This window comes from Burkholderia sp. IMCC1007, assembly GCF_027257875.1.
Lineage (GTDB): Bacteria > Pseudomonadota > Gammaproteobacteria > Burkholderiales > Burkholderiaceae > Burkholderia.
In genome coordinates, this window is the sequence record NZ_JAPVQY010000078.1 from 17,398 (window position 1) to 29,562 (window position 12,165).

Genomic DNA, 12,165 nt, shown 5'->3' on the forward strand with positions numbered 1-12,165 from the left:
CAAGAATCCGGTAGTGACTATAATACCAAATGGTCACTCGTTGTCCATTCCTGTCAGCTGCAGCCCATGAAAAAAATCGCCTCATCCCCGGCCCCCGCGCGCGGCCCGGCCGACCACGACGTCCGGGATCAGATCGTGGCCGCCGCCACCGAACACTTCAGCCGGTACGGCTATGAAAAGACGACCGTGTCGGATCTCGCGAAGGCGATCGGCTTCTCCAAGGCTTATATCTACAAGTTCTTCGAGTCGAAACAGGCGATCGGCGAGATGATCTGCGCGAACTGCCTGCGCGAGATCGAAACGGACGTGCGCGCGGCCGTCGCGGAGGCCGAGCTGCCGACCGAAAAGCTGCGGCGGATGTTCAAGGTCTTTACCGAAGCGAGCCTTCGGCTGTTCTTCCGCGACCGCAAGCTGTACGACATCGCCGCATCGGCCGCCACCGGAAACTGGCAATCGGTGCAGGCCTACGAAGCACGCGTGCAGAAGCTGCTGCAGGACGTCCTCCAGGAAGGCCGGCAAAACGGCGAGTTCGAACGCAAGACGCCGCTGGACGAGACCGCGACGGCGATCTATCTGGTGATGCGCCCGTACCTGAACCCGCTGCTGCTGCAGTACAACCTCGACACGACCGACGCCGCGCCCGCCCAACTATCCAGCCTCGTCCTCCGAAGCCTCGCGCCGTGATACCTCACCATTTGTGACCATTGACTATATTGGTCACTAGATACACAATGAAAGTCCCGATCACTTCGTCAGTGGGTCTTTCATGGTTCGGCGTCGCCTCGCTTTCTTCGCAGTCGCTTCCACACTGCCTCTCGCGCTAGCCGCCTGCAGCGGAAAGGCGCCGTCCGATCCGCGCACGGAGGCGCCGCTCGTGCGTACCGCCGTCGTGCAGGCGGCCGTGCCCGCGTCCCGCTCGTTCACCGGCACCGTCGCCGCGCGCGTGCAGAGCGATCTCGGGTTCCGGGTATCAGGCAAGGTGCTGGAGCGGCTCGTCGATACCGGGCAAACCGTCCGGCGCGGCCAGCCGCTGATGCGGCTCGATCCGGTCGACCTGAAGCTCGCGGCGCGCGCACGCGACGAAGCCGTCGCCGCCGCACGGGCCCGCGCGCGGCAGACCGCCGAGGACGAAGCCCGTTACCGCGACCTGCGCGGCACCGGCGCGATATCGGCGTCGGCCTATGACCAGATCAAGGCGGCGGCCGACGCCGCGAAAGCGCAGTTGAGCGCCGCCGAGGCCGACGCCGACGTCGCGCGCAATGCGACCGGCTATGCGCAACTCGTCGCGGACGGCGACGGCGTGGTGATGGAAACGCTCGCGGAGCCCGGCCAGGTCGTCAGCGCGGGACAGCCGGTGGTGCGGCTCGCGCACGCGGGTAGCCGCGAGGCCGTGATCCAGCTGCCCGAAACCCTGCGTCCGGCGATCGGGTCGGTCGCGCAGGCCGGGCTGTTCGGCAAGCCGGACGTCGGCGTCCCCGCGACGCTGCGTCAGCTTTCCGACACCGCGGACGCGAGAACGCGTACTTTCGAAGCGCGCTACGTGCTGCAGGGCGCGCTGGCCGACGCGCCGCTGGGCGCGACCGTCACGATCCGCCTGCCGGACGACGCGCGCACGGCTTCGCCACGCGGCATGCAGGTGCCGATCGGCGCGCTGCTGGACGCAGGCAAAGGGCCCGGCGTGTGGGTCGTCGCCGGCGAACCGGCCAAGGTGACGTGGCGGCCGGTCAAGATCGAGCATCTCGACGACGACAGCGCGCGCGTGTCCGGCGACGGCGCACTCAAGCCAGGCGAGCGCGTCGTCGCACTCGGCGCGCAGTTGCTGCACGAAGGCGAGGCGGTCCGCGTGTCCGCGCCGGCCGCCACGGTCGCGAGCGAAGGAGTACGGCCGTGAGCGAACGCCGCTTCAACCTGTCCGCGCTCGCCGTGCGCGAGCGCGCGATCACCCTCTTCCTGATCTGCCTGATTTCGCTGGCTGGCCTCGTGTCGTTCTTCAAGCTGGGCCGCGCGGAAGACCCGGCGTTCACGATCAAGGTGATGACCATCGTCACTGCATGGCCGGGCGCCACCGCGCAGGAAATGCACGATCAGGTTGCCGAAAAGATCGAAAAGCGCATGCAGGAGCTGCGCTGGTACGACCGCACCGAAACGTATACGCGCCCGGGCCTCGCGATCACGACGCTGACGCTGCTCGACAGCACGCCGCCGTCGGAAGTGCAGGAGCAGTTCTATCAGGCACGGAAAAAGATCGGCGACGAGGCGGCCAACCTGCCGGCCGGCGTGATCGGCCCGATGGTCAACGACGAATACGCGGACGTCACGTTCGCGCTGTTCGCGCTGAAGGCCAAGGGCGAACCGCAGCGCCTGCTGGTGCGCGACGCGGAAGCGTTGCGCCAGCGGCTGCTGCACGTGGCGGGCGTGAAGAAGGTCGACATCATCGGCGAGCAGGCCGAGCGCATCTACGTGCAGCTGTCGCACGAGCGGCTCGCGACGCTCGGCGTGAGCCCGCAGGACGTGTTCGCCGCGCTCAACGGCCAGAACGTGCTGACGGCGGCCGGCTCGGTCGAGACGCGCGGGCCGGAGATCTTCATTCGCGTGGACGGCGCATTCGACAAGCTGCAGAAGATTCGCGACACGCCGATCGTTTCGCAGGGCCGCACGCTGAAGCTGTCGGACATCGCGACCGTCGAGCGCGGCTACGAAGATCCGTCGACGTTCTTGATCCGCAACAACGGCGAGCCCGCGCTGCTGCTCGGCATCGTGATGCGCGACGGCTGGAACGGGCTCGACCTCGGCCGCGCGCTGGACCATGAAGTCGGCGCGATCAATGCGGGGCTGCCGCTCGGCATGAGCCTGACCAAGGTCACCGATCAATCCGTGAACATCAGCTCGGCCGTCGACGAGTTCATGGTCAAGTTCTTCGCCGCACTGCTCGTCGTCATGCTGGTGAGCTTCGTCAGCATGGGCTGGCGCGTGGGGCTCGTCGTCGCCGCGGCCGTGCCGCTGACGCTGGCCGTGGTGTTCGTCGTGATGGCCGCCACCGGCAAGAACTTCGACCGCATCACGCTCGGCTCGCTGATTCTCGCGCTCGGGCTGCTCGTCGACGACGCGATCATCGCGATCGAAATGATGGTCGTGAAGATGGAGGAAGGCTATGGCCGGGTAGCCGCGTCAGCCTACGCGTGGAGCCATACAGCCGCGCCAATGCTGGCCGGCACGCTGGTGACCGCGGTCGGTTTCATGCCGAACGGCTTCGCGCGCTCCACGGCCGGTGAGTACACCAGCAACATGTTCTGGATCGTCGGCATCGCGCTGATCGCATCGTGGGTCGTGGCAGTCGTGTTCACGCCGTACCTCGGCGTGAAGATGCTGCCCGAGTTCAAGAAGATCGAAGGCGGCCACGATGCGATCTACGACACGCCCCGCTACAACCGTTTCCGACAGGTGCTGACGCGCGTGATTGCGCGCAAGTGGCTGGTCGCGGGGTCCGTCGTCGGCCTGTTTGCACTCGCCATTCTCGGCATGGCCGTCGTCAAGAAGCAGTTCTTCCCGATCTCCGATCGCCCCGAGGTCCTCGTCGAGGTGCAGATGCCGTACGGCACATCGATTTCGCAAACGAGCGCCGCCGCGTCGAAGGTCGAAGCGTGGCTCGCGAAGCAGAAGGAAGCGCGGATCGTCACCGCGTACGTCGGCCAGGGCGCGCCGCGCTTCTACCTGGCGATGGGGCCGGAGCTGCCCGATCCGTCGTTCGCGAAGATCGTGGTGCGCACCGACAGCCAGGACGAACGCGACGCGTTGAAGGCGCGCCTGCGCCGCGCCGTCGCCGACGGCCTCGCGCCGGAAGCGCGCGTGCGCGTCACGCAACTCGTGTTCGGCCCGTATTCGCCGTTCCCGGTCGCGTACCGGATCACCGGCCCCGATTCCGACACGCTACGCGGTATCGCGTCCGATGTCGGGCGCGTGATGAACGGCAGCCCGATGATGCGCACGGTCAATGCCGACTGGGGCACGCGCGCGCCGACGCTGCACTTCACGTTGCAGCAGGATCGGCTGCAGGCGGTCGGGTTGACGTCCAGCGCGATCGCGCAGCAGCTGCAGTTCCTGCTGACCGGCGTGCCCGTCACCGCGGTGCGCGAGGATATTCGTACCGTGCAGGTCGTCGCGCGTTCGGGCGGCGATGCGCGGCTCGACCCGGCGCGGCTCGACGACTTCACGCTCGCCGGCGCGAACGGGCAGCGCATTCCGCTGTCGCAGGTCGGCAAGGTCGACGTGCGGATGGAGGAACCGATCATGCGCTGGCGCGATCGCGTGCCGACGGTCACGGTGCGCGGCGACATCGCCGACGGCTTGCAGCCGCCGGACGTATCGGCCGCGATCACGAAGCAGCTTCAGCCGATCATGGCCCGATTGCCGAGCGGCTACAGGATCGAGGAAGCCGGTTCCATCGAGGAATCGGGCAAGGCGACGAAGGCGATGCTGCCGCTGTTCCCGATCATGCTCGCGATCACGCTCGTCATCATCATCTTCCAGGTGCGCTCGATCTCGGCGATGGTGATGGTGTTCATGACGAGCCCGCTCGGGCTGATCGGCGTGGTACCGACGCTGATCCTGTTCCGGCAGCCGTTCGGCATCAACGCGCTGGTCGGGCTCATTGCGTTGTCGGGGATCCTGATGCGCAACACGCTGATCCTGATCGGGCAGATCCATCAGAACGAACAGGCGGGGCTGGATCCGTTCCATGCGGTCGTCGAAGCGACCGTGCAGCGCGCGCGCCCGGTGATCCTCACCGCGATGGCTGCCGTGCTCGCGTTCATTCCGCTCACGCATTCGGTGTTCTGGGGCACGCTCGCGTACACGCTGATCGGCGGCACGTTCGCGGGCACGATCCTCACGCTGGTGTTCCTGCCGGCGATGTACGCGATCTGGTACAGGATCCGGCCGGGCCATTCCGCCGGCTCGCATCACGGCGAGCCCGAACCGGCGTCACTGACCGACTCCACGCTTGCGGCCGCGCTCGACCCATCAACTGACCCTTCCCCATCCATCCTTTCGAAGGAAACAGCCATGTCGAACCCTACCGTTGTCGTCGTGACCGGCGTGTCGTCGGGCATCGGGCGCGCGGCCGCAGAGCAGTTCGCCAAACGCGGGTGCCGCGCCGGCCGGCCCGGCTGATTCGAGCCTGCGCAAGAAGTTCCGGCTCGCGTGAATGATCGGAATCGGCAATACCGGCGGCACGCTTGCGCGTCGATCGCGCTTTAGCGCGCAAGCAGTAGCCGGGGCGGTTGCCGGGTTCTTTCCGATCAAGGAGCCAGTCATGAGCCGCATCGCCATCCCCGCCGTCGAGCCCGCTAGCGGCGCCACCGCCGACGTATCCGCACAGGCCCGCAAGATCGCCGGAGAAGCCGTCCCCAATCTGTTCGCCGCCGTCCGCCATCTCGCACCGAACGCGCTCACACCCACATGGCGCGTTCAGGCTGGACCGGACCGAGACCAGATCCCCGCCCCAATTCAGATCGCCACTTCCGGCGGTGCCTGGCGAAACAGCCGCGTAATCCAGCACAGATACACGAGCCCGAGCACGAACCATGCGACGCCGAGCACGAGTGCCGCCTTCTCGAGGCTCACGAGCAGCCAGATATCGGACACCGCGCCGATCGCGGGAAACACGAGCCCGCCAAATACGCCGATCCTGCGCTCACCGTGATTGCCCGACAGATACAGCCGAATCACGCACAGATTGACGGCCGTAAAAGCGAGGAACGCGCCGAAGTTGATGAACGACGTCGACGTGGCGACATCCAGCTTCAGCGCGATCAATCCGACGACGCCGGCGAGTGCGATGTTGATCGCGGGCGTCTTGAAGCGCGGATGAATGAACCCGAAGATGCGCTTCGGCAGGATTTCGTCGCGACCCATCGCATACAGCAGCCGCCCGACGCTTGCCTGCGCGGAGATGCCCGATGCGAACTGCGCGAGGATCAGGCCGGCGAGGAACACGGTGACGAACAGGTCGCCGCCGATCATCTTCGCGACTTCGAACGCGGCCGAATCCGTATCCTTGAACTCGACGCCGGGGTGCGCGAGCTGCATCGTATACGCCGCGATCACGAAGATCGCGCCGCCGATCAGCGCAATCAGCAGGATCGCGCGCGGCATGTTCTTCTTCGGATCGATCGTCTCCTCGGTCAGCGTCGAGACGGCGTCGAAGCCGAGGTAGGAATACGCGGCGATCGCGGCACCCGCCATCGTCGCGCCGAACGGCACGTGCGGCTTGAAGAACGGCTCCGCCATCGCGATGCCGCCCGGGCCCGCCGCAGCCGACGCATAGTGCCAGCACAGCACGACGAACATCGCGACGATCGCCAGCTGCACGACCATCAGCACGATGTTGAAGCGCGCGGCCAGTTCGATGCCGACGATGTTCAACCCGCTCGTCAGCACGATGAACGCCACGATCCAGATCCAGGTCGGCACGTGCGGAAATGCCGCGTTCAGATAGGCGGCACCGATCAGCCAGATCACCATCGGCAGGAAGAAATAATCGAGCAGCGTCGCCCAGCCGATCATGAAGCCCAGGTGCGGGTTGAACGTCCTGCGCGTGTACGTATAGGCCGAACCGGCGGCCGGATAGAGCCGCGCGAGCTTGCCGTAGCTGAGCGCGGTGAATGCGATGGCGATCAGCGCGAGCAGATAGGCGAGCGCGGCCGTATCGTCGCTGGCCTTGGCGAGCACGCCGTAGGTACCGTAGACGATCAGCGGTGCCATATAGGCGAGGCCGAACAGCAGCACGGACGGCAGGCCGAGCGTGCGCTTCAGGCGTACGGGTTCACTGGATGACGACGCTTGCATGTTATCTCCTGGGCCCCTCTGGGGCCGATGCGAATGCCTGCGCCGTATGGCCGGCATTTCAATGGGACGGCAAGCATGTGCAGCGCATCGCGCGCTGCTCCATGCATTGGATGGACCGTGGCTTCGGCTACTCGGCGCGGGGACGGCACGCGTCGATCGTGAGCACGCGACTCCCGCCCGCCTGTCCGACAGGCGAGAGACCGAGCGCCACGCGTGCGTCGTGCAGATAGCTGTAATGCTCGCGACTCGCTTCGACGCGCGTCAGATCGAGGCGCGCCTGCGCGACGGCTTCGTCCCGGCCGAGTTCGATCGTGCTGTCGCCAAACGGATCGATCAGCGTGGACAGGCCCGCGAACGTCAGGTCGTCGTCACCGGACCCGCAGCGGTTCACCATCACCGCGAACATCTGATTCTCCATCGCGCGTGCCGCGATCGCGCGGCGATGCACGGGCCCGAACGGATCCATGTTGCCGTTGGTGACGATCAGCAGATCGGCGTCGAGCGCAGCGACCGCGCGCGCCGTCTCGGGGAATTCGATGTCGTAGCAGATCAGCAGGCCTACCGTCAGGCCGTTCCACACGCAGGTCGCGAAGCGGTCGCCTGGCGTGAATACGCCGACATCCGATGCCCACAGATGGGTCTTGCGATAGCGCAGGACGATGTCGCCCTGCTCGTCGACGAGCACCGTGGTGTTGTAGAACCGGCCGTCGTCGCGCTCCGCGAGGCCCACCGCGACGGCGACGCCCTTTCGACGTGCCGCATCGCGTACCGCCTGCAGCCGGGGGCCGTCGAGCGTCTCGGCGACATCCCGGACGTTGTCCCGTGTCGGGAAGCCCGACAGCGTCGTTTCGGGGAACACGACCAGTTTCGTGCCGCCGGCCACGTCGACGCGTTCGATCGTGTCGAGCACCTTGCGGGTGTTGTGCGCGACGTCGCCGTCAACCAGCGACAGTTGTGCGAGTTCTACCTGCATGAAGCCATCTCCTTCCAATCGCCTTTCATTTGCATGTCGTATGCGTTGCACGTGTCGTGCGACGCGCGTCGAGCGCAGCAGTGCATGGCCCGCTGCTTGTCGAAGTGAGGCCGATTATCGGGTTATTATTTTTGACCTGAAATTCCCCGCCAGGGTTACCCTCACCGGAGCACACGATGGACCTCGAATGGCGAGATCTCGCTTTTCATCGGGAGATTGGCTCGGCCATCGATGCACTCGACGGCCCGCATTTCTGGGCGCGTCTCACGCGCGTACTCGAGCGGCATCTCGGTTTCGACAACTGGGTCGCGCTGCGCTTCGCGCGCGATGCGGCGCCGCTCGTGCTCGCCGAACAGGCGATGCCGGACGGCAAGATCGACCTGATGTTCCAGGACTATCTGGCCGCCCTCTACCAGCTCGATCCGTTCTATCTCGCCGCGTTCGAAACGCAGGCGTCGGGCTTCTACACACTCGCCGACGTCGCACCGGACAACTTCCGGATGACCGAGTACTACCAGCGGTACTTCAAGAAGAACATCGTCGGCGACGAAGTGCATTTCAACGTCGTGATCGATCGCGATCACACGCTGGGCTTCTCGCTCGGCAAGACGAGCAAGTACGACGAGCGCGAGATGGCATTGCTCACGCTTTACACACCCTGGGTGCTGTCGTTGATGCAGCAGCGCCTGCGCTTCGAAACGTTCGTCGTGAAGGACACGCCGCGCGCAAAGGGACACGAAGCGCCTGACCCGCATGCGCGCTTCGGGATGCTGACCGGAAAGAGCGGACGCGGCGCGTTGACGACGCGCGAAATCGAAGTGGCGATGCTGTCGTTGAGCGGCTTCTCCACGCGGGCGATCGGGGAGAAACTGTCGATCTCGTTCGAGACCGTGCGCGCGCACAAGAAGCACATCTACGCAAAGCTCGGGGTCGGGTCGCAGTCGGAACTCTTTGCGTTGTTCTACGATCCGGCGAGGACGCAAGAACCCTCGTGACGAAGGTCGCGCGCGCACCGAGAAGTCCGGCAGGCAAGGCCGAGCCCCTCCTCGGCCAATGCGATGAGCGGTTCGACCACGCTTGTTCGACGCGGAACCCACGAATCGCAACCGCCGCACCCGGCTTCAGTCCCGAACAACCGTCAACTTTCCAGACCACCTACGCCGATCGCTGCCCAAGCATCACCGCGACATTGCGCTCGCTCAGCGCGGCGATCGTGCGCGACGGATTCAGCCCGAGCGCACGCGGGATCGTCGCACCGTCCATCACGTAGAGCCCTTCGTAACCGAATACCTTTCCGTCCGCGTCCACCACGCCATCCGCGCGCGTGAGCCCCATGTTGCAGCCGCCGAGCGGATGCGGGGTGATCAGCTTGTGGAGGTCGCTCCACGTCGGCGGGACGAAGGGAACGCCGCCGGTGGCAACCGACAGGCGCCGGTGCGTATCGACCATCGCAGCAACGACAGCCTGGGATCGCGTGTACGACCAGTCGAGCCGCAACGCGCGACGCCAAGGCGCAAACCAGCAGCGGCCGAGACGCATGCGCCCGTCCCCGGGATCGATCGCCTGGCCGAACCAGGGCATCATGTTCTCGATCGGGTCGTCGCAATCGAAATGGCGCGCGAAAGCTCGCCAGAACGTGTACATCGCCCCGCCGTGCGAGCGCTGCAGGTGCCGGCGCACAAAATCATGGGCAAGGTTGGGCACACCGCCGTCTTCCACGAACAGAGCCTGACCATTGTCGGCACTCCCGTCGAGCAGGTCGATCGCAGCGGAAATGGTGACGCCGTGCGACGGCGAGACCTTCCGATGCCTGTAGAAGCTCGGTGTGACGAAGTCGCCGTTGAACGCCCAGCCCCAGCCGAGTCTCGGCGATAGATCCGGCAGCGTGCGATGCTCGTCGCGACAGCGGAGCAGCAATTCCGTACTGCCGATCGATCCGGCGCTGATGATTACCCTGGCCGCCGTGGCGGTGCCGGGCAGGAAACTGCCGGCGACGGGGTCGATGACGTTGAAATGCACACGCCATCCGTGGGCGAGCGGCTCGAGCTTTTGCACGACGTGCAGCGGAAAGATTTTTGCGCCATGGCGCTCGGCCACGGCCAGATAGTTCAGGTCGAGCGTATTCTTCGCCGACACCTGGCATCCGATGTCGCAATTGCCGCAGTGCACGCACGTGCCTTGCGCGACCCCGTGCACATTGATGTGCGTGACGGAATGACGGTCGTCGCGCGCGCCGGGCAAGGATGGATCGTAGGTCGGCGAGAACGACACGGCGAGCGGCAACTTGCGATACCGATCGCCCCAACCGCAGGCGTCGGCCGCGTCGCGCAGCAAGCGGGTGCGTTCGCTGATCTGATTGTCGGGCACCTCCTGGACCGACAGCATCCAACCGACGCGCTGATAGTGAGGCTGCAGCGCCTCGTACGTGATCTGCGGCGGCCAGCCATGTTCGAACGCGTCGGGTTTGGCCTCGACCGAGACGTTGGCATAAATCAGCGACCCGCCGCCCACGCCCGCGGCGGCCACCACCGACATGTTGGAAAAAACGCGCAAGTCGGCCCAGCCATGGAATCGTTGCGGGTTCCGCTGGTTCCAAAGCCACGGATCAGCCTCGTCGCGCGGATACGTGTGCGGCGTCCAGCGGCGACCGCGCTCGAGCACCAGTACGCGCCATCCCGCCTCCGCGAGGCGACAGGCCGCCACCGCTCCGCCGAAGCCACTCCCCACAACGATGACGTCGTATTCAAGCGCGCTCATGACGACGATCTCCTGATGTGACTGCGCCACGGTCCCGATGCGAACCACCTGAAGAATCCCCCGATCCCCGAACGCATCGCGATGCCAAGCGGCACGAAGACGCTGTGGCCCGTCTCGCCGCTTTCGTGTTGGATCAGCTCAAACAACTGCCGGAAAAATGGTTTGGAAAAACCAGACATCGTGGTTCCTCGAACTTGCACGGCGAGCGCGGCCCAGCGTCGACATTCTGATGAAAGTACCTTTGTTTTCATGTACTTGCGCACCGCCGGCGCATGCCTGATGCGCGGTTGGCACGCCCTGTGCGTTAGTAGCTGCGAGCGCAACGAAAAGTGCTCTCTTCCAAACCGCAGCAAACTTAGGAGATTTATCATGTCCGCACTGATGATCAACGACCTGTCCCGCGCCCACGAACTCAGCCGCAAGGAAATGGCTTCCGTCAGCGGGGGTAGCGTGTTCCAGAACTTCGGCGTCAACAACATCGCGGGTGGCAGCGGATTCTCGTTCGCCAGCCCGAATACCATCACGGCCCCGGTTACCCAGGTCGATGCATCGACCCACCTCGATCTCACCAGCGTGACCAATTCGCTCAACAACCTTGGCGGCCTGGTGGTCGCGAAGATGGGGCTGTAAGTTTCGCCATGCGCCCTCGCAGCGGCAACCGCCTTCGATAGCGTCGTACCGACGCGCTCGAGCCCGCCGCGGGGTTGTGCTCGCGGCGTTCAAAGCCCGCCAGGCCGTGTTGCCTGGCGGGCTTCCTTGCTTGATGAAAACGAACCGGGCACGAGCATGCGGATTTGCCGACGGCTCGTCGGCAGCACCGAATGCCTCCATCAGCAGCCCGGCTGATCCCGGCGCGCGTTCAACCTCCGTTCCCTGCACGCCGATCCACTCCCCGCCGTCGACCTCGATGACGCTGCGACGCCAGTCACGGCGCAGCGTCATCGCATTGAGACGTCGTTGGCCATCGGTTCGGTATGCCCATGCATTGCGTCATTCGGCGGCCTCAAATCTGAACTGCAACACTCTCGCCAGCCGGTAAAGTCCGCGAATGGCAAAGAGCACGTACCAACAACTGCAACCTGAAGAACGTATGCGAATCGATTTCTGGCGGGACGAGGGATTGAGCTTGCGGGCGATCGCCCGCAAGCTCAATCGTGCACCCTCGACGTTGAGTCGCGAGTTGGCCCGCAACGCGCAGACCAACGGTCTGTACTGCCCACGTGTAGCCCAAGCGTCTCGCAACGCCCGACGGCAAGCCGCCCGACCGCCGTTGAAGCTCGCACGCGATTCGGTTCTTTGGGGGTGTCGTTTGCCAGCGCTTGCGCGAATGCCAGTGGTCGCCTCAGGAGATTGCCGCTACCCTGAAGCGCACCTTCCCCGACGATCCGAGTCTGCACGTGTCCCACGAAACGATTTACAACGCCATCTACGCCCAGCCTCGCGGTGAGTTGCGCCGCGAACTGATTGCCTGCCTGCGCCAGCACCGCAACAAACGCCTGCCGCGATCGCGCGGCACCGATCGGCGAGGGGCGATTCCCGACATGGTCAGCATTCACGTGCGACCGCCCGAGATCAACGACCGCCTCATG

The 12,165-nt window shown here is 65.3% G+C and carries 7 protein-coding genes and 2 pseudogenes; 6 read left to right on the forward strand and 3 right to left on the reverse strand.

Going from position 1 to position 12,165, the window contains the following annotated elements:
* The first annotated feature begins 66 nt into the window (after positions 1-66).
* From O1Q03_RS36525 to O1Q03_RS36535, 3 genes and pseudogenes are all read left to right on the forward strand, one after another.
* Entirely contained in the window at positions 67-684 is a 618-nt protein-coding gene (locus O1Q03_RS36525) for a TetR/AcrR family transcriptional regulator (protein WP_269510321.1), read from the forward strand.
* An 82-nt stretch (positions 685-766) separates the two neighbouring features.
* A complete protein-coding gene (locus tag O1Q03_RS36530; protein WP_269510324.1) occupies positions 767-1,891 on the forward strand; it encodes an efflux RND transporter periplasmic adaptor subunit in 1,125 nt (374 codons plus the stop codon).
* A pseudogene (locus O1Q03_RS36535) lies at positions 1,888-5,016 on the forward strand (efflux RND transporter permease subunit); the annotation flags it as partial. The gene O1Q03_RS36530 and the pseudogene O1Q03_RS36535, both read left to right, overlap by 4 nt.
* A gap of 489 nt (positions 5,017-5,505) precedes the next feature.
* On the opposite strand, the gene O1Q03_RS36540 reads toward O1Q03_RS36535, so the two are convergent.
* Both O1Q03_RS36540 and O1Q03_RS36545 read right to left on the reverse strand, forming a co-directional pair.
* Entirely contained in the window at positions 5,506-6,846 is a 1,341-nt protein-coding gene (locus O1Q03_RS36540) for an APC family permease (RefSeq protein WP_269510329.1), read from the reverse strand.
* 127 nt (positions 6,847-6,973) lie between these two features.
* Positions 6,974-7,819 (reverse strand): carbon-nitrogen hydrolase family protein, encoded by an 846-nt coding sequence (locus tag O1Q03_RS36545; protein ID WP_269510332.1) that lies wholly within the window; start codon positions 7,817-7,819, stop codon positions 6,974-6,976.
* Between the two features lie 176 nt (positions 7,820-7,995).
* Here O1Q03_RS36545 and O1Q03_RS36550 point away from each other — a divergent pair, with 176 nt between their 5' ends.
* Positions 7,996-8,814 carry a response regulator transcription factor gene (locus O1Q03_RS36550; RefSeq protein ID WP_269510335.1) on the forward strand — a complete coding sequence of 273 codons (819 nt, stop codon included), beginning with the start codon at positions 7,996-7,998 and terminating at the stop codon, positions 8,812-8,814.
* Between the two features lie 160 nt (positions 8,815-8,974).
* Here the strand turns inward: O1Q03_RS36550 and O1Q03_RS36555 are convergent, their stop codons facing one another.
* The gene (locus O1Q03_RS36555; protein ID WP_269510338.1) at positions 8,975-10,576 is read right to left on the reverse strand and encodes a GMC oxidoreductase; all 1,602 of its coding nucleotides are present in this window, start codon (positions 10,574-10,576) and stop codon (positions 8,975-8,977) included.
* A gap of 369 nt (positions 10,577-10,945) precedes the next feature.
* Here O1Q03_RS36555 and O1Q03_RS36560 point away from each other — a divergent pair, with 369 nt between their 5' ends.
* Together O1Q03_RS36560 and O1Q03_RS36565 are read left to right on the forward strand one after the other, a co-directional pair.
* A complete protein-coding gene (locus O1Q03_RS36560; RefSeq protein ID WP_269510342.1) occupies positions 10,946-11,206 on the forward strand; it encodes a hypothetical protein in 261 nt (86 codons plus the stop codon).
* A gap of 418 nt (positions 11,207-11,624) precedes the next feature.
* Positions 11,625-12,165: pseudogene (locus O1Q03_RS36565) on the forward strand (IS30 family transposase); the annotation flags it as partial.